The following is an 18594-nucleotide window of genomic DNA, read 5'->3' as shown; positions in this document are numbered from 1 at the left end:
ATGCCTGACACCCCCGTCCCCGCCGCCCCGGCGGCCACCTCAGCCACCCCGGCGAGTGCCCCGACCACTCCGGTGGTCGGCCCAGCCACGCCGGTGGTCGGCCTGGTCGTCTCCGGGGCAGGCGGGGCCGAGGGACTCCTCGACGGCTTCGTCCGCCCCGCCGTCACCCAGGGCTGGCAGGTGGCCATCACCCTGACCCCCACCGCCGCCCGCTGGTTCGAGGCAGCCGACCTCGTAACGCCCCTGGCAGATCTCACCGGTCTCCCGGTCCGCTGGAACCCCCGCCTGCCAACGGAACCCAAGCCACACCCGCCCGCGGACTGCTACGCGGTGGCCCCCGCCACGGCCAACACCATCGCCAAACTGGCCCTGGGCCTGTCCGACAACCAAGCCCTCACCCACCTGTGCGAAGCCCTGGGCATGCCCAACACCCCGGTCATCCTGCTCCCGAGGGTCTCCCCGGACTCCACCCGCCACCCAGCCTGGCCCGGCCACCTGGAACGCCTCCGCGACGCAGGCGTCCGCATCCTGCCCACCACCAGCGGCCCCACCATCCCCTGGGAACAGGTCCTGGCAGCGGTGGCGGACGAACTCAGCTGACGCGCCGAGCCCACCAAGCAACCACGCCGAGCCCGTCGCAAGGCGCCCGTCGGCGTCACCGCGGACACGCCACAGCACCCGCGACGGCACCAGGCTCATCAACAGCGTCCCGCTAGGCGGCGAAGCCCGCTCTCGTCCGAAGCGCAGCGGCCAAGTGCCGCGCCACGGTCATCCCGCAGTGTCCCGCCGCGCCAACGGCCAACGGCCAACGCAGGCTGGTGTCCGCCACCGACAACGCCGCCCGGTCCTGGGCGAGACGGGCGAATGTGACGGTGGCGCCGTGATCAGTCGCTGGCACACCGAGGCAGTGCGGGCCAGCGCGCTGGACTGGACGATCCTGCGACTGTCGAGCTTCGCCCCGAACACACTGGGCTGGGCCGATCTGTCCGGGCCGGTGCACCGGCCCGGACATGACCGGCACGGCCGCCCAGGGTGTGTTCGATCTGCGGGACATGGACATGGACATGGCGACGGCGGATATCCTCCTCTCTTCCGTCCACAATGGACAGACTGGTAGTTGATCTGACCCGAGCCGCTCAGCGTGCCGCATCAAGCGGCGCGCCTGGCGGAGGCATGGGCTCGGTTGCTCGGGCGGGGATGGGAACGGCGATCGTGGACGCGATCGCCGCTGGGGCGTCCTGGGCACGGCGGGGGCATAGCGCCGTGGTGACCGGGACATGTCGCTGGTGCCGGGCGGGGCGCGACGGGGTTCGGGTCGTGGGCTGGGGATCACCTCCGGGAGTTCAGTGGCTGACCGGCAGGACCGCGGGTAACCGATCAGCGGTCGGACGCTTTGTCGTTATTCGATAAGGCCGAGGTTCGGGGGAACCATTGAACGTGCTGTGTTGGGGGCCGGGGCGCCCACTCGGTGGTCGCGGTGGGTGGCGGTGGTCGCCGCGTTTGTGGGGATCGTCCGGCTGGTCGAGGTGGGAATCCGGCTGACTGTGGGGGAACAGTCGGTCGGACTGGCGAGGTCGGCGACCGCGCCGCACGGGCTGGCGCCGAGGTTTCGGGTCGGGGGTGGGATCGTCACCTTTCTCGCTCGGGACGGTTCGGTGGAGTTCTTCTGGATGGCGCTGCTGGCCTGGCTGCCTTACGCGCTGATCGGTGTGGTTGCGCTCCTCCTGGCGGCTCGGGTGATGCGTCGGGTCAATGTGGGTGAGCGGCCGATGTTCGCCGCGACGACGGCGCGAGCGTTGCGGCACATCGGGTTCCTGCTGTTGTTCGGCAACCTGGCCGCCGGGGTGCTCGACTCCGTGGCGCGGTCCGGGCTCACCGAGGTGGTGCTGACCGTCCCCGCGATGCTCCAGTGGCCGGACGGTCGTGCGTTGGTCTGGACGTTGGTCGGGTTGGCCGCGCCGGCCGGGTCGGAGATCGTCCGGCGCGGTGTGGTGGTGCGGGACGAACTCCTGGAGCGCCGGGGCATGACGCTCACCGAGCTGTCCCATCGGGTTCAGATCAGCATCGCGAATCTCTCCATTCTCAAGTCCGGCAAGGCAAAGGCCATGCGGTTCTCCACGCTGACCCTGCTGAGCGACGCGCTGCGCTGTCAGCCGGGCGAGCTGCTGAGGTACCGCTCGGACTGACCGGCGGGGGTCTCGCGGTTCAGTCCACCTTGGTCGACTGCTGGGGGATGACGATGTCCATGCCGAGCCGGTGGGAGTTGTTGACCGCGGTCAGCACGTCCTTCGGCGGCAGTCCGGCGTCGATGGCCCGGCCGAGCAGCGAGGCCAGCATGTGGCCCGGCTGGGCCTTGGTGGCGTGTTCCAGGGCGATGTTGGCCAGCACGCCGTCACCCCGGCGGTACGCGGCGAAGGCGAGCAGGGTGGCCGGTTCGGCGCATTCCGGCGCCGGGGTCTCGCGGGTCAGCTCCAGCCACAGCCGCTCGGCGGCATCGCCTGCTTCCTCACGCAGGGTCATGGTCAAGGCCACGTCCCGGACCCGGTGGTCGTTGAGGGACAGCGCGAGACGGACGATGAGGTTGTCGGTCACCTTGAAGGAGCCGTCCGCGATGTTCTTCAGTTCGGCCTGGATGGCACGGATGCCTGCCGCGGGCGTCGGGCCGCCGCCGGGGATCGTGTGGTCCGTGTGCCAGTCGAGCCGGCAACTGCGCCTGCTCAGCGCCTGTTCCTCACCCTCCAGGTTCTTGGCCAGCTCCGCTCGGGAGTCGTAGGTGATGCCGCCCGCGGCGACGGTGGCCACGGTCAGCAGCGAGGCATCCGGATCCGGCACCGCTCCGGTGTTCTCCGGGTGTTCGTAGTCCTGCCAGGAGGCGTTGTGCCGGGTGCTGTCGGCCCACAGCGATTCCATGACCTCGATGCCTTGTTTGCGGAGTACCTGGGTGAGGGCGAGGACCAGCGCACGCCGCGGCGGCCGGGTGGGCAGGGCGACGACGGTCCCGGATTCGTCCGGCTCGGTGGGTTTGCGCGTGCCACCGCCGATGACGCAGAGCTGCACCGAGGTGGCTCCGCTCTCGAGGATGTTGTCGCGGGCGAACGCGACGAACTCCTCCTCACCCTTGGGCGAGGGCAGATCGGCGCGGAGAACGCGTTGGATCTCCAGCCTGGCGCGGTCGGCCAGGTAGAGGATCACCACCGAATCGGTCGGGTGGAAGCCGATGAGCGGTGGCAGGGCGGCGATGACGTCGCCGGGTTCCCAGAGGTGGACGGTCTGCCGGGGTGGGCACGGTGGGGCGGCGGTGGCCGTGGCTGTGGTCATGGATCGAGCTTGGCGGGGAGGGGGCGGGGAGGGAATCGGCTCGGCGGGAGGCTGTGGACAGGTGCCTTGTTGTGGATAGGTCGCGATCTTGAGAGCGGTTTCAGGCGGGAGTGGCGGCGGGGTGGTGTATAAGGCGGTCCCGGCGTGGTTGGTGCCGGGACCGCCGCTGGGATTTCGGATTCCGCCGCAAGTCAGCGGACTGTGACGGGTGCGCTGACAGCCGTGTTGTTGACGGTCAGCGTGAGGGTGGCCGTGCCGGGTCGCAGGGCGGTGAGCACGCCGGTCGCCGGGTCGAAGGCGGCGATGTGCGCCGGGCCCGCGGTGGCCGGTGGCCCCACATGCAGTGCGTCGGTCGCGGTGTAGGTGGCCGCGATGGGATAGGTGATCGGGAACGTCCGGGCACCCTGCCGCACGGTCGGCGTCAGCCGGTGGCCGACGCCAGGGGCCAGCGTGGCCGGGACGTCCAGCGTCAGGCCGTCCACATGCGGGCGCTGCTCGGCCTGTACGGGATTCGCGGCGGCGGGGTCGACCCGGAGCAGCGTCCAGCCGGTGAATCCGCCGTCGGCCGGGGCCGCGGCCGGCGCCTTCCCGGAGTTTCCGTTGATCAGGTAGGGGACGCCGTCGCGCCTGGTCGCGTGGAACAGGCCGGCGTGCGCGGCCACCGACACCGCCGGTTTCCCGCTCCTGGCCCGGAATTCGGCCAGCCAGGTGGTCAGCAGGCTGGCTTCCTTGGCGTCGGACAGCTCCGAGGCGGCCGCGGGGGTCGGATCGTCCACCGGGTGGTGCATCGCGACCAGCACCGACCTGACGTTCGGATCGGTGGCCGCGGTGTCCAGCGCGGTGCGCAGCGCGCGTACCTGGTCGAATCCGCCCGCGCGGAGCGAGCCCAGCGAGGAGTCGAGCAGGATCAGGCGCAGGCCGTTCTTGTCGACCACCCGGTGGGTAGCGCCGAAGTGCTTGCGGAACTCGGAGGTGTCCCCCGGTCCGTAGGTCTCGTGGTTGCCGGGCAGGTAGAACCAGGGAACGCGGTCGCCCAGCTCGCTGTCCAGGATCTGCCGGGCCAGGGCCATGTCGGCGGGCAGGGCGCGGTCGACGAGATCGCCGTTGATCAGCACGACCTCGGGCCGGGCGGCCAGCGCTTCGCGGAGGGTGCGCCGGGCCTGTGCGACCAGCGGGCCCTCGGGGGCGTCCGCGGTGAACTGGGCGTCGCTGACCACCGCCACCCGCACCGCGCCTGGACGGGGTTCCAGCGTGCCGGTGCGGATGATCGCCGGGTCCTGGGCCATGGGATCGGCGGGAACGGTGATCGGGACGGCGGCCTGCGCGGTCAGTTCGGCGAAGGCGATCTTGCCTTCGTACTGGCGTTCGCGGTCGGTCTCCACCACGTAGAGCCGTTGCAGGCGGAGCTGTCCGGTCAGCGCGGCCGGAATCGGGGCCTCGACGTAGCGCCAGCCGGTCCAGTCGACCTGGCGGGCGAGGTCCACGACGGTGGGCGTGCCCGCGGCGTCCAGCAGGGTCATGCGCAGCCACGCCTTGCTGTTGTCACCGTGTGCCCACACGCCAAGCCGTTGGGTGCCAGGGGGCAGCGCGGCGGGCGGGTCGGCGTTCAGATAGGCGGCGCGGGTCGCGGTGGTGCCGGTGAGGCGGTAGTCGAGACCGATCGCCTTGCCACCGTTTCGGCCTGGCACCAGGGAAATCGTGGCACCGACCACGGCAGGGAAGACACTGGTCTGCCAGCCGGTCAGATCGTCCATTGTGGACACAACGCGAGGGCTGACGCCGACAGTGACGCCCAGGTGGGTGGTCAGGTCGCCGACCTTGGCCTTGACCACGGTGGCACCGGAGCCGGTGACGGCCGCGGCGACGAAACCGTTGCGGTCCTTGCTGATCTGCACCACGCGCTGGTCGTATTCGAGGGTCACGTCGGCGGGTTCGAGCCAGCTGCTGAAGCCCTCGGCGTCCTGCCCGAGGATCTGGAACCGGCCGCGGGCGCCCAGTCCGGACAGCGAGACGCGCTCAGTGTCGGAGTCGATCCGGGCGGCCTTACCCAATACGGTGAAACTCGCCGATCCCTTGGCAGAACCCCGGGAAGCGGTCACAGTCGCCTTCCCGGAAGTGCTAGCGTGGAACACACCTCGGGACACCTTCCCGGCTTGTGTTGGGGCAACACGCCAGGTGGGTTCACCGGGGACAGGGGCACCAGTCTCGTCGTGACCATGGGCAGTCACGACTCGGGTCTGACCGGCAAGCACTCGGTCGGCCGCACCGGCCCGGACAGCCGGTTCCACGCGGAAGGCGGTCAGACGGCCGCTGCCGCGATTCGCGGTCAAGCCGATTCCGTTGGGCACCAAGCGTTCGCCACCGTCGGAGGGCTGGTTGTGCACGCCGGCGGCACTGTCGCCGGGGCGGCGGGCCAGCAGCGTGGACGAGCCGCCGCCGTCCAGGTTCAGGGCGTCGTCGGCACCGAAGGAGCGCAACAGTTCGGCGAGTTCGCGTTCGGTCATGCCTCGGCTGTCGGCCTGCCTGCCGTCGACCGTCACCATCCACAGGCGACGGCCGTCAGCGGAGAAGCCGACGGCGGTACGCGGGTGCATGGTGGTGTCGTCGAGGTTCTGCACGACGCCGTCCTTGACCAGGACCCGATTGCCGCCGACCGCGGCGAGCGGGACCGGGCCGTCGGTACGCGGCTTGTAAGCCACCTCGACCCGTTGACCCGGGACGAGACCGGCGAGGCGATCGGCGCCCGCGTCGACGCCGAGCAGGTAGGCGGTGTTGGCCGGGATCGGCCCCTCACCCGGGGTGGGACGGACCGCGGTCACCACGCCGTCACGCAGCTCTACCTCGGTCGCCTTGGACGCGGTGCCGATGGCGGTGCGGCGGGACGCGTGGCCCCACAGCGCGGTGAACACGCCGACGCCGTTGGCCGCGATGACCGGTGAGTTCAGGTTGGTGCCAGTCAGGCGGATGCCGCCGGGCAGGGTGATGGTGGCATCGAGGAACACCTCGGCCAGACGTCCCAGATCAGCGGGACCGACGGCCGCGGTGAGGTTGTGGCCGGTGGCGGGGGCGTGCCGCAACGCGCCCGCGTCCATGCCGACGCCGAGCGGGGCGCCGGTGGCGTTGATGTCGAAGAAGTCGCCGTTGACCCCGGCGACCACACCGCGGGCGGCGGCCTGTTCGGACAGCGGGCTGCGGGCCGCGACCACGCCGGGGCTCAGGTAGGCGGGGCGCAGGGTGCCACGGCCCAGGTCGGCGGTGAGGACATCGCCGCGGATCCAGCCACGGGCGTCCAGGCGGTCGAACTCGGTCAGGTCCAGGCCGGGGGCGACCGGCGAGGTCACCTCGCTCACCGGCAGGGCGTCCGCGCGGGGCGCCGCCGTGGTGAGCGTGGCAATGGCGCCGTCGGCGGCGGAGGCGGCCGGGGCGTCCTCGATCGGACGCGGGCCCAGCGGTGCGGTGACGCCGTGCCGCTCGGCCAGGGCCGGGGCGGGGACGGCGGTGGTGAGGGCGAGGACCGACAGCAGGGCGACGGTGGCGCGCAGGGCTCGCACGGCGACCTCCGGATCAGGACGGACATCCAGCTTGGTGAATTGCCAACAGAAAGCACAACGCACCTGGGGGAAGTTTGACTAGCCGCCAGATGGACGCCGGATGACACGCCCAGGAAAAAGCGGACCTCCCGGCCCAGGGGGGTGAGACCGGGAGGTCCGTGGGTGGCGCGTCACTGGGGGGGGCGATCTGACGCGCCACGTCAGGGGTCAGCAGTTCTGACTGGTGTAGTTCCGGGTGCCGTAATACAGGGCGGCCGCGCCGTTGAAGGCGATGCGGACGGCGGCGCCGTTGAGGCGCTGCTCGAAGTGCAGGTGTGCGCCGGTGGAGCCACCGGTGTTGCCGACGTTGCCGATCTGCTGACCGCGGGTGACCCGCTGGCCGACGCTGACCCGTTGCGCCGACAGGTGGGCGTACCGGGTGCGCCAGCCCGCGCCGTGGTCGATCTCGATCCACCGGCCGTAGCTGGTGGAGCCGAGGTTGCCGACGACGGTCACCGTGCCGGCGGCCGAGGCGTCCACGATGTCCCCCTCGTCGTTGGCGCGGTTGAAGTCGATGGACAGTTGCGGGTTGTGGTTGGTGCGGGTCTGTCCGGACCAGACCTGTCCGCAGGGGAACGGCAGTTGGAACGCGGGTGCGGCGCTCGCCGAACCCGTGCCGACCACGACGGTCAGCACGGGGGCGACGACGACTCCGGCGAGCACCGCGACAAGACGCTTGCTGGGCATGTGACCTCCGCAGGGATGAGGAGGTGACAGGACAGCAGCGGCTTGTACAACCCGCCTACAAACCATATACAAACTGCGGCGGCACTTGGTTAAGAATTCTCGAAATCGGTTCAGGTGACTTGATCACGACTGGTCGCGACGTTTGGACGACTCGGGCGGGGCGGAAAGGCCCAGGGAAGGGAGGGAGGGCAGGCGGGGACTAGGCCGGGAGCGAGGAGCAGAGGCCCGGCGACGCTGGCCGGGGTTGCTGGCGGCCGGGCCCAGGGGCACTGGTGGGGACAGGCCGAGGCCCCCGAGCTTGGGTGCTCGGGGGCCTCGGTGGTTGGGGTTGATCAGCGAGGTCGCCGGCGGTTCGGGCTGAGCGGCGGGTCGCCGTTGGTTGGGCCTGAACCGACTGCGTCGCTGGTGGTTGAGACTGAACCGGCGGGTCTCCGTTGGCTGGGACTGAACCGTCGGGGTCGCTGGTGGTTAGGGCGAACCGGCGGGTCGCCGTTGGCTGGGGCGAACCAGTGGGTCTCCGTTGGTGGGGATGGGCCCCGGGCCGCCGTTGGTTGGGTTGTGGGCTACGAGCCGAAGGCGGCTCGGGCCGCGGCGGTGCCGCCCACGATCGGGAGGGTGAACTCGGACTGGTTCAGGTTGACCGACAGGCCGGCGCCGGGCTTGGGGCGCAGGGTGTAGTCGTAGTCGCTGGAGAGCAGGACCAGGCCGAGTTTGTGGCCTGCGGGCAGGACGTAGTCGTCCGGCTGCATCTCGAGGTTCACCCGGTACTGCACTCCCGGGCGCAGGGGCTGGGTGCGGTCTTCGCTGGTGCGGTTCTGGGGGTCGGTCCAGCCTCGGGTGATGATGTGGTTCTTGCCGTCGGGGGCTCGGTCGACCAACAACGCCGTGAGGTTGGCGGCGGGGCGGGTGAAGGAGACCTTGAGGTCCACGCCGACGGTGCCGGACACGCGCAGTGGGGCCGCGGCCGGGCCGCTGAAGTAGGACAGCCGGTGTGGGGACTCGGCGGCCGCGGTCAGGTCCTCCGCCTTCTTGCTCGCGTCGTCGACGATGTTCTCCAGGACCGGGCGGCCGTGGACTCCGTCTACGTGGCTCAGGGCGCCGGTGGTGTTGCCGCCGGGCAACGGGTGGAAGCCGACCTCGCGGGTGCCGGGGGCTGGCCATTCGGCCTCCTGCACCCAGCTCTTGTCCTCACGCTGCACGGTGGCGCGGGGTTCCTGCTCCACCCCGTTCTGCTGGCTGTACAGGTACCGGGTGAACCAGCGGTTCAGGGTCTTGAGCCACTCGTCCTTGCGCAGGCTGAACGGGTCGGAGTGGCCGGACTGGTGCCACCAGATCTTGTGCGGGGTGCCCTGCTTGCGCAGCTGCTCGTACCACTGCGCGGCGTGCTTGGTCTTGACGTTCCAGTCGTTGAGGCCGTGCACGACCAGGGTCGCGGCCTTCACCTTGCGGACGTCGTTGAGGTAGTTGCGCTCGTCCCAGAACTCGCTGTAGTCGCCGGTGATCCGGTCCTGGGCGGTGGCGACCTCGGCGATGATCGGCTTGCAGACCTCGCGGTCGGTGCGGGTGTAGACGTACTCGGCGAGCACGTCGGCGTCCTCACCCTGGTAGGTGCCGGGGGCGACTACCGCGCCATCAGCCCGGTAGTAGTCGTACCAGCTGCTGATCGCGGCGATCGGGACGATGGCCTCCAGGCCCTTGACCCCGGTGCTGGCCACCGCGTTGGGCAGGGTTCCGTTGTAGGACACGCCCATCATGCCGGTCTTGCCGGTGCTCCAGGTCGCCGTCGCGGCGGCGCCCTTCTCGTCGCGGGCCGGGGCGCGGCCGTTGAGCCAGTCCACAATGGACTTCGCGCCGATGGTCTCGTTGCGGCCGCCGGTGGTGGGGCAGCCGGTGGACTCGCCGGTGCCAAGGGACTCGCCGTAGACCACCGCGAAGCCGCGGGAGGTGAAGTACTCCTCGTAGCGGGACACCGGGATCGGCTTCTCCCGCGGTCCGCCCACGGCGGCCTCGACCCGCTCGTCGGTGCGGGCGCTGGTGACCGCGCCGTCGCGGCCGGGGCGCTTGGGCACGTGCAGCTCGACGTCGACGTTGTGGTTGGGCACGTCGTTGGTCGGCGCGTAGTACGGGCTGGGCAGGTAGACCACCGGCACCTTCAGGCCCGTGGTGGTCACCTTGGGCCGCACCACCAGCGCGTGTGCCTCGTCGTCCTTGCCGTCCCGGTCGGAGTCGACCGGCGCGCGCACCCAGACGTTCTCCCGCAACACGTCCTTCGGGTCGAACACCGGTTGGGCCGCGCCGTCGGCGAACACCGGACCGCTCGGCGGGGCGGCCACGGCGGGGGCCGCGGTCAGCGGCAACGCGGTCAGTGCGAGCGCCACGGTCAACGGAACACTGCGAGCACGCCTCATGGGCACTCCTGGTGATCTTGTGTGCTGGTTGGCACCGGCACCCTTTCCCGAGGTGTGGCGCGTGTCAATAGCCCGTTGACCGGCTCCCAACGGATGGTCAAGACTGACCGGGTGACCTTGTTGACCGGTGCGCTGCTGCCGCTGTACGGCAGCGACCACTCCCGGGGCGACCTGGCCTGGTAGCGGCGGCTTCCGCCCTCAGCCCACCGCACCTCACCGAAAGGTCATCCCCATGGACATGCGTTCCTTCGTCGCCGCCCTGCCAAAGGCCGAGCTGCACGTACACCTGGTCGGCGCCGCCTCGGTGGACACCGTGCTGGAACTGGCCCGCAGGCACCCGCACCGCGGCGTCCCCACCGACCGGGCCGAACTGGCCCGCTACTACGAGTTCACCGACTTCGCGCACTTCATCCAGGTCATCGGCGCACTGGGCAGGCTGGTCACCACCGAGGACGACGTGGTCACCCTGCTGGTCGGCCTGGCCCGCGACCTGGCCGCCAACCAGGTCCGCTACGCCGAGGTCACCGTCACCCCGGTCAACCACTTCAACGCGGGCATCGGCGATGAGGACCTGGTCCGGGCGCTGGCCACCGGCCGGGAGCGGGCCGCGGCCGAACACGGCGTCGAGCTGAACTGGATCTACGACATCCCCGGCGAGCAGGGCGTCGAGGCCGGCTGGCGGACCGTCAACTGGTACCTGGACCACAAGCCCGCGCACACCGTCGGCTTCGGGCTGGGCGGGCCGGAGATCGGCGTGCCCCGGGGCCAGTTCAAGCCCATGTTCGACCTGGCCCGCGAGGCCGGACTGCCCAGCGTGCCGCACGCCGGGGAGACCACCGGCCCGGAGTCGGTGTGGTCGGCGATCCACGATCTGGGCGCGGTGCGGATCGGGCACGGCATCCACTCGGTGCAGGATCCCAAGCTGCTCGCCTACCTGGCCGAGCACCGCATCCCGCTGGAGATCTCCCCGCACTCCAACCTGCGCACCCGCGAGGTGCTCGACCTGGCAGATCACCCGCTGCCAAAACTGTTGGCCGCGGGCGTGCCGGTGGTGCTCAACACCGACGACCCCGGCATGTTCGACACCGACCTCAACCGCGAGTACCTGGCCGCGCACGAGAAGATGGGCCTGACCGCGAAACAACTGGTCGAGATCGCGCGCACCGGGGTCGAGGTGTCCTTCGCGGGTGAGGCGACCAAGGCCCGGCTGCTGGCCGAGCTGGACTCGGTCACGCTGCCCGGCTGAGGACCTTCTCTGGAGAACCCCCCATCGGACGGCTCCGCGTCGCCGCCGCGGGACTGGCATAATCACTCCGCGGCGGCGATGTGGGTGGGGGGTTCGGAAACGATGTCCGGTCGGCGGGATCAGCAGATCACCCCGACGGCAGACCCGACGCTGCGTCCGCTGGTCGGACGGCAGCCGTTGCTCAAGGTCCTCGGCAACACGCTGAAGCGCTCCACCCGCAAGACCTTCTTCCTGGTCGAGCTGGTCGGCGAGCCCGGCGTCGGCAAGTCCCGGCTGGTCACCGAAGTGGCGAACCAGGCCCGTGAACTGGGCATGGCCACCCTGGCCGGCCGGGCGGCCGAGTTCGAGCAGGACGCGCCCTTCGCCGCGGTGGTCGACGCCCTGGACGACCACCTCGAATCCCAGATCGGCCTGCTGACCCGGCGGCTGCCGCTGCCCGAGGCGCGGTTGCTGTCCTCGGTCTTCCCCGGGCTGACCATCGACCTGCCGCAGGTGCCGATCCCGGCCGGGGCCGGTGGCGCGCGCTACCGGCTGCACCGCGCCGTGCGCACGCTGCTGGAGGTGCTCGCCGAGTCCTCCGGGCTGACCCTGCTGCTCGACGACGTGCACTGGGCCGATGAGGCCACCATCGAACTGCTCGACTACCTGGTGCGGCATCCCCCGCGCGGGCAGGTCGTGATCGCGGTGGCCTACCGGCCGGCGCAGGTCTCCGCCCGGCTGCGCACCGCGCTGTCCCAGGTGCCGGCCGGTCAGGGCACCCGGGTGACGGTGAGTCCGCTGTCGCAGAAGGAGACCGAGGAGTTCCTCGGTCCAGGGATGAGCCAGGCGAAGCGGCGCAGGCTGTACGAGTCCAGCGGCGGCAACCCGTTCTACCTGGAAGCGCTGTCCAGGGCGGAGAACGGCAACGGCAACCCGCTGGCCCAGATCACCGGCGACCTGGCCGAGGACGCGCTGCGCGATGTGCCGGACGCGGTGCGCTCGGCACTGCAGGTGGAACTGGGTCAGCTCTCCTCCAAGGCGCTGCTGATCGCGCACGCCGCCGCCGTGGTGGGCGATGAGTTCGAGCCCGCCGCCGCGGCCGCCGCCGCTGAGCTGTCCGACGGCGAGGCGCTGACCGTGCTGGACGAGCTGGTCGGCCGGGACGTGGTGCGGATCGCGCCGACCCCTGGCCGCTTCCGCTTCCGGCACCCGCTGGTCCGGCACACCGCCTACACCTCGGCCTCCGCGGGCTGGCGGATGGCCACCCACGGCCGGGTCGCGGCCTACCTGCAGAAGCTCAACGCGCCCGCGCCGCAGCTGGCCAGGCACGTGGTCCGCTCGGCCGGGTTCGGCGACGTCGACGCGGTCGGCGTGCTCACCCAGGCCGCCCGCTCGGTCGCGCCGCGCGCGCCGATGACCGCCTCCTACTGGCTCACCCAGGCGCTGCGGCTGCTGCCGGACATCCCGGCCAACACCGGCGACCGGATCCAGCTGCTCATCGAACTGGCCGCCGCCCAGGGCGTGACCAGCCAGTTCACCGAGGCCAGCGGCACCGCGCTGGACGTGCTGGAACGGCTGCCCGCGCAGGCATACCAGCAGCGGGCGATGGTCGCGGGCAACATCTACGCCAGGGTGACCCGGCTGCTCGGCCGGGCGGTCGAGGCGCGTGCCCTGCTGCAGCGGGAACTGCGCGCGGTCCCGGCCGAGGCCATCCAGCACGCCGGACCACTGCACCTGCGGCTGGCCGTGGAGGCCATCTGGTCGGCGGAGTACGCCGAGTCCACCCGGCTGCTCGACCAGGTGCCCACCGAGCTGGTGCCGCAGCCGATCGCCTACGCCGTGGCCGCGCTCCGGCCGATGCCCGCCATCGCCGGCGGGGACGGCGCGCGCGGCCTGGCCCTGCTCGACGAGGCCGACCGGGTGCTGGTCACCGCCACCGCCACCGACCTCGCGCCCTGGCTGGACGCCTTCACCTGGCTCTGCTTCAGCGACCTGCTCACCGGCCGCTACCGCAACGCGCTGCCCCGGTTCGAGCGGGTGGTGGAGATCGCCCGCAACACCGGCCAGAACTACATCCTCCCCCCGCTGCTGGTCGGTCAGGCCCAGGCGGCGGCGGTGCTCGGCGACATGGACGAGGCGTTCACGCTGACTGAGGAGGCCATCGACATGGCCAGGGTCGGCGGCTCGCAGCAGTCCATGGCGATGGCACTCGGCTCCCGTTCGCTGCTGCTGACCTGGTCCGGCGAACACACCGAGGCACTGCGGGTGGCCGCCGAGGCGACCGAGGCCGGTGGCCTGGTGCCCGAGTGGTGGGGGCTGCGGGCCAGGGTCGCCCAGGCCATCGCGGTGGCCCACTCCGGCGACCTGGACGGGGCCGCCGCGGACGAGGTGTGCGACCTGCTGGAGTCGGTGCAGCGGGACCAGCCGATGCTGCTGTTCTGCTGCGAGGCCATGGCGCACCTGCTGGCAGGCGCGGGCCGCTGGGCCGAGGCCGCCGCCTGGGCCGACCGCGCCGAGCGGATCGCCGACCCGGCGCTGGAGATCAACCGGGCGCTGGCAGGCACGGTCCGGGCGCACGCGCTGACCGGCACCGATCCGGCCGCCGCCGCCGAACTGGCGCTGCGCTGCGCCGCCGTGCTCGAACAGGCCGGGCTCAAACTGGACGCCGCCCGCGCCCGGCTGCGCGCCGGACTCGCCTTCACCGCGGCGAAAGACCGGGTCAGGGCCCTGCCCGAGCTGGCGACCGCGGCCGATGCCTTCGCCGCCTGCAGGGCGAAATCACTGCGGGCCGAGGCGCTGCGGGCCACCCGCCGCCTGGGTGTCCGGGTGGCCGTCCCAGGTGGACCGAAGCAGAGCGGGCCGTTCGGATTGTCACCGCGAGAACTCGAAATCGCCCGACTTGTGCTCGACGGGCACACCAATCAGCAGATTGCTGAGAAGCTGTTCATCGGCATCCGCACGGTGGAGACCCACGTGTCACACGTGTTCACCAAGCTCGGCGTGACCTCGCGGGCCAGCGTCGGCCGGGTGCTCGGGCCCGCCCTGGACGCCCACGACAAGGGCTGAACCGACCGTCGACACCGGGGTCGGGGCAGCTCAGCGGCCCGACCCGGATGAAGATGTCAGTGATTCCCACGATGGCACGGACCACGCGTCCTGGCCAAGGTGGACACACACACGATGGTCAGGTGAAGGACCCATGAAACGCGAGATCCCGCTGTACACGCTCGACGGCGTGCGCGACGCGGACGTGTCCACGCACCCGTTCACCACCGAGGACGGCCTCGGCCTCAGCATGCTGCGGTTCCGGCGCGCGGAGAGCCAGGACGTCGTGCTGCTCATCCCCGGACTGACCCAGTCCAGCGACATGTACATCATGCCGGAGCACCGCAACCTGGTCAGCTACCTGCTGGACAACGGCTTCGGCGACGTGTGGACGCTGGACAGCAGGCTCAGCAACCGGCACCCCTACAACCAGGGCATGCACCGCTACTCCCTCGACGACGTGGCGCACTGGGACAACGCCGCGGCGGTCGAGACCATCCGGCGCTCGATCGGCCCCGACCGCAGGCTGCACGTGATCGCGCACTGCCTTGGCGCGGTCTCCTTCCTGATGAGCGTGTTCGGCGGGGCGGTCAACGGCATCACCAGCGTGGTCGCCAACAGCGTCGCGCTCACCCCGAACCTGCCCACCTACTCCGCGGCGAAGATCTCCTTCGAGCCGGAGCTGTTCGAGTACGTGCTGGGCTTCGAGTACATGGACCCGCGCTGGGGGGACGCGCCGCGGTTCACCCGGCCGTGGCTGGCCGCGAAGGTCATCTCGGCGATGCACCGCGAATGCGATGTCTCCGCCTGCCACATCCTGAGCCACCTGTGGGGAGCGGGCTGGCCGGCGATGTACCGGCACGAGAACCTGCTGGAGGTCACCCACCGCAGGCTGGGCGACCTGTGCGGCGGCAGCGGGATGAACTACTACCGGCACGTCCGCAAGATGTACCTGGCCGGGCGCGCGGTGAAGTACGACCCGAAGGACGAACGGCACGAGGAGCTGCCCAACGACTACCTCGGCAACGCGGCCAGTGTGACCACCCCGATCCTGCTGACCACCGGCGATGCCAACAAGGTCTTCGGCGACTCCAACGAGATCTGCTACCGCAAGCTGGAGAAGATGGCGCCGGGGCGGCACGAGTTCCGCATCCTGCCCGGCTACGGACACCTGGACCCGTTCATCGGCGAGCACGCCGACATGGACGTCTTCCCGCACCTGCTCGACTTCATCAAGCGACAGGCCGGCTGAGATGGCCGAACACGTCGACGTCGTGGTGGTCGGAACCGGCTTCGGCGGTTCCGTCAGCGCCTACCGACTAGCCGAGGCAGGCAAGTCGGTGGTGGTGCTGGAACGGGGCCGGAAGTACCCGCCCGGCTCCTTCGCCCGCTCCCCCGCGGAGATGCGCAACAACTTCTGGGACCCGACGCGGCGCCAGTACGGGCTCTTCGACGTGTGGAGCTTCCGCGGTTTCGCCTCGGTGGTCTCCGCCGGGGTCGGCGGCGGTTCGCTGATCTACGCCAACGTGCTCAAGCGCAAGGACGAGAACTGGTTCGTGCACGACGAGCCGTTGCACGGCGGCGGCTACGAGACCTGGCCGATCACCAGGGCCGACCTTGACCCGCACTACGACGCGGTGGAACGGATGCTGACCCCGGCGCCGTACCCGCTGGACCACCCGGATTTCTCGGATATGCCGAGGACGAAGGCCATGCGCGAGGCGGCGACCGCGCTCGGCCTGGAGTTCGAACGACCGCCGCTGGCAGTCCGGTTCGCGGCTCGGCCAGGGGGCGAGCCGGGAACCGGGCTGCCGATCGAGGAGGCGGGCTACGGCAACCTGCACGGGGAGCAGCGCCGTACCTGCCGGTTGTGCGGTGAGTGCAACATCGGCTGCAACGACGGCGCCAAGAACAGCCTGGACCACACCTACCTGTCCGCGGCGCAGCACTACGACGCCGACATCAGGGACATGTGCGAGGTGCGGTTGATCCGCCCGCTCTCCGGCGGCGGCTACGAGGTGGGCTACCGGGAGCACCAGCCCAACGGGGTCACCAGGGCGCGCACCATCAGCTGCGACCGGCTGGTGCTGGGCGCGGGCACCTTCGGCACGCTGCACCTGCTGTTGCGCAACCGGCCGCGGCTGCCGCGGCTGAGCCGGGCGCTGGGCACCCGGTTCACCGGCAACGGCGACCTGCTCACCTTCCTGCTCAAGGCCAAGGACCGCGACGGGGTGCGCGATCTGGAGGCCAACCGCGGACCGGTGATCACCAGCGCGATCCGGGTGCCGGACGCGGTGGACGGGGAGGGCATCACCGGGCGCGGGCACTACATCCAGGACGCGGGCTACCCGAGCTTCGTGGCCTGGCTGGTGGAAGCGGCCAACGCGCCCAGTCAGCTCAACCGGATCTTCGGGTTCGCGGCCAAACGACTGCTCAACGCGATCGACCGGTCGCCGAGCACCTCGCTCTCGCACGACCTGTCCGAACTGCTCGACGACGGCGTGTTCACCGAGAGTTCGGTGCCGCTGCTGGGCATGGGACGGGACATCCCGGACGGGGTGGTCCGGATGCGCGAGGGCTGGCTGGACGTCGACTGGACCACCGAGACCAGCGAGGAGTACTTCAGCGGGGTGCGCGCCACCATGCGCGGGGTGTCGGAGGTGCTGGGCGGGGAGTACCGGGACAACCCGATGTGGCTGACCAAACGGATCATCACCGTGCACCCGCTGGGCGGGGCGCCGATGGGGCGGCACTCCGGCGAGGGCCTGTGCGATCCCTACGGCGAGGTGTACGGGTATCCGGGGCTCTACGTCGCCGACGGCTCGGCCATGCCGGGACCGGTCGGCCCGAACCCCTCCCTGACCATCGCGGCCTGGGCGGACCGCCTCTGTGATCGGCTCCTCGGGGGAGGGGAGTCCGAGTACGGATCCACGGTCGAGCCCATGGACCAGCACTGTTCGGAGGGAGCAGTGCGGGTCCCCGAGGAGCCGGCCGGCCGAGGGGGGCCGGCCGGCTCCGCCGGGTTGTCCTTCACCGAGGAGATGACCGGTTCCTTCGCCCTCGGCGAGACCGAACCCCGGCAGGGCGAGCTGGTCGGGCGGCGGGACGAGCGGGGGCTCTCCTTCCGCCTCACCATCGCCATCGAGGACCTGGACCGGTTCCTGGACGACCCGAGTCACCTGGCCAAGGCCACCGGCTGGCTGCACTGCGACGACCTGGGCGGTCGGCTCGCGGTGCCCTTCGGCCGGTTCAACCTGCTGGTGCCGGGCTCGGCCACGGACACCCGGCACATGTACTACCGGCTGCACCTGGACGACCTGGCAGGCAACCCGCTGACCCTGACCGGGCACAAGGACCTGCACGACGACGCCGGTCCTGACCTGTGGTCGGACACCACCACGCTGTACGTGCGGATGTACTCCGGGCACGTCTACGAGGACGACGAGCCTGGCGAGCCGATCGGCGCTGGCGTGTTGCACATCCGGAAACGGGACTTCCTGCAGCAGCTCACCACCATCCGGGCCACCGGACCAGATCCGCTGGGCTCGGTGGAGCGGTTCGGCCGGATGTTCCTTGGCAGGTTGTGGGAGGTCTACGGCCCGCGCGGACCGGAGGACGAGGAATGAGCGGTGGACTGGCGCTGGTGCTCTCCGGGGGCGGGGCGCAGGCGGCCTACTTCGGCGCGGGGGTGGCGCAGGGGCTGGCCGAGCTGGGGCGGACGCCGCGGATCTACTCCGGGACCTCGGCCGGTGCGCTCAACATCGGGCTGCTGGCCGGCGGGATGAGCCCGGACGCGCTGACCCACCTGTGGGCCGAGCTGGGTTCCGCCGACGTCTACCGCTTCCGCGCCGACCTGTACCGGCTGCTGCGGCCCTGGCAGCTGCTGCGGCTGGCCGACGACCTGGTGGGCAACGCGCTGGGCGTGATCGGCTGGACCTGGCTGCTGGACACCTCGCCCGCGCGCAAGACCCTGGCCAAGGTGCTCGACGGCGACCGGCTCTCGATCAGGGAGGGCGTGGTGGCGGTGGTCTCCGCGGTGGAGCACGCCACCGGCCGGGTCACCCGGTTCACCAACACGCTGCCGCCGGAGCACCGCCGCACCGACCGGTACCGCCAGGTCGAGCTGACCGTGGACCACCTGCTGGCCAGTGCGGCCGCGCCGGTGCTGTTCCCGCCGGTGGAGATCGACGGGGTGGAGTACACCGACGCCGGACTGGTCGCCAACACGCCGCTGTCCCCCGCGCTGGCCTACGAGCCGGACACCGTGGTGGTGGCCGCCTCCTCCCGGCGGCAGGCCACCGACCGGCCGGACTCGCTGGAC

The 18594-nt window shown here is 71.1% G+C and carries 10 protein-coding genes and 1 pseudogene; 7 read left to right on the top strand and 4 right to left on the bottom strand.

Features of this window, described 5'->3' with window-relative positions; genetic code table 11:
* Together HNR67_RS15080 and HNR67_RS46235 are read left to right on the top strand one after the other, a co-directional pair.
* The gene (locus tag HNR67_RS15080; RefSeq protein ID WP_185002668.1) at positions 1 to 600 is read left to right on the top strand and encodes a flavoprotein; all 600 of its coding nucleotides are present in this window, start codon (positions 1 to 3) and stop codon (positions 598 to 600) included.
* Between the two features lie 881 nt (positions 601 to 1481).
* Positions 1482 to 2186 carry a helix-turn-helix domain-containing protein gene (locus tag HNR67_RS46235; protein WP_312987298.1) on the top strand — a complete coding sequence of 235 codons (705 nt, stop codon included), beginning with the start codon at positions 1482 to 1484 and terminating at the stop codon, positions 2184 to 2186.
* A gap of 19 nt (positions 2187 to 2205) precedes the next feature.
* Here the strand turns inward: HNR67_RS46235 and HNR67_RS15070 are convergent, their stop codons facing one another.
* The 4 genes from HNR67_RS15070 to HNR67_RS15055 form a co-directional block, all read right to left on the bottom strand.
* The gene (locus HNR67_RS15070; RefSeq protein WP_185002666.1) at positions 2206 to 3318 is read right to left on the bottom strand and encodes a DUF4192 domain-containing protein; all 1113 of its coding nucleotides are present in this window, start codon (positions 3316 to 3318) and stop codon (positions 2206 to 2208) included.
* 191 nt (positions 3319 to 3509) lie between these two features.
* Positions 3510 to 6869, bottom strand: coding sequence for a phosphodiester glycosidase family protein (locus tag HNR67_RS15065; protein ID WP_185002665.1), 3360 nt, complete (start codon positions 6867 to 6869; stop codon positions 3510 to 3512).
* 207 nt (positions 6870 to 7076) lie between these two features.
* Positions 7077 to 7595, bottom strand: a complete 519-nt coding sequence (locus HNR67_RS15060) for a M23 family metallopeptidase (RefSeq protein WP_185002663.1) — start codon at positions 7593 to 7595, stop codon at positions 7077 to 7079.
* Between the two features lie 563 nt (positions 7596 to 8158).
* Positions 8159 to 10003, bottom strand: coding sequence for a Xaa-Pro dipeptidyl-peptidase (locus HNR67_RS15055; RefSeq protein WP_185002662.1), 1845 nt, complete (start codon positions 10001 to 10003; stop codon positions 8159 to 8161).
* 232 nt (positions 10004 to 10235) lie between these two features.
* Here HNR67_RS15055 and add point away from each other — a divergent pair, with 232 nt between their 5' ends.
* From add to HNR67_RS15030, 5 genes and pseudogenes are all read left to right on the top strand, one after another.
* The gene (gene add / locus HNR67_RS15050; RefSeq protein ID WP_246492513.1) at positions 10236 to 11249 is read left to right on the top strand and encodes an adenosine deaminase; all 1014 of its coding nucleotides are present in this window, start codon (positions 10236 to 10238) and stop codon (positions 11247 to 11249) included.
* Positions 11250 to 11351: 102 nt separating this feature from the next.
* Complete coding sequence (locus HNR67_RS15045; protein ID WP_185002660.1) at positions 11352 to 14294, top strand: helix-turn-helix transcriptional regulator; 2943 nt, start codon at positions 11352 to 11354, stop codon at positions 14292 to 14294.
* Positions 14295 to 14427: 133 nt separating this feature from the next.
* Complete coding sequence (locus tag HNR67_RS15040; protein ID WP_185002658.1) at positions 14428 to 15525, top strand: alpha/beta hydrolase; 1098 nt, start codon at positions 14428 to 14430, stop codon at positions 15523 to 15525.
* 1 nt (position 15526) lies between these two features.
* Positions 15527 to 17899 carry a GMC oxidoreductase gene (locus HNR67_RS15035; RefSeq protein ID WP_185002657.1) on the top strand — a complete coding sequence of 791 codons (2373 nt, stop codon included), beginning with the start codon at positions 15527 to 15529 and terminating at the stop codon, positions 17897 to 17899.
* Positions 17896 to 18507: pseudogene (locus HNR67_RS15030) on the top strand (patatin-like phospholipase family protein); the annotation flags it as partial. The gene HNR67_RS15035 and the pseudogene HNR67_RS15030, both read left to right, overlap by 4 nt.
* Between the last annotated feature and the right edge of the window lie 87 nt (positions 18508 to 18594).

Source organism: Crossiella cryophila, from assembly GCF_014204915.1.
Lineage (GTDB): Bacteria > Actinomycetota > Actinomycetes > Mycobacteriales > Pseudonocardiaceae > Crossiella > Crossiella cryophila.
The sequence above is the reverse complement of the archived record's forward strand: the minus strand, read 5'-3'. Positions and strand labels throughout refer to the sequence as shown.

Bases quoted from the DNA above. Each gene is read 5' to 3' on its own strand.
- HNR67_RS15060 (WP_185002663.1), bottom strand. From the start codon at position 7,595: ATGCCCAGCAAGCGTCTTGTCGCGGTGCTCGCCGGAGTCGTCGTCGCC.
- add (WP_246492513.1), top strand. From the start codon at position 10,236: ATGGACATGCGTTCCTTCGTCGCCGCCCTGCCAAAGGCCGAGCTGCAC.
- HNR67_RS15045 (WP_185002660.1), top strand. From the start codon at position 11,352: ATGTCCGGTCGGCGGGATCAGCAGATCACCCCGACGGCAGACCCGACG.
- HNR67_RS15040 (WP_185002658.1), top strand. From the start codon at position 14,428: ATGAAACGCGAGATCCCGCTGTACACGCTCGACGGCGTGCGCGACGCG.
- HNR67_RS15055 (WP_185002662.1), bottom strand. From the start codon at position 10,003: ATGAGGCGTGCTCGCAGTGTTCCGTTGACCGTGGCGCTCGCACTGACC.
- HNR67_RS15080 (WP_185002668.1), top strand. From the start codon at position 1: ATGCCTGACACCCCCGTCCCCGCCGCCCCGGCGGCCACCTCAGCCACC.
- HNR67_RS15070 (WP_185002666.1), bottom strand. From the start codon at position 3,318: ATGACCACAGCCACGGCCACCGCCGCCCCACCGTGCCCACCCCGGCAG.
- HNR67_RS15035 (WP_185002657.1), top strand. From the start codon at position 15,527: ATGGCCGAACACGTCGACGTCGTGGTGGTCGGAACCGGCTTCGGCGGT.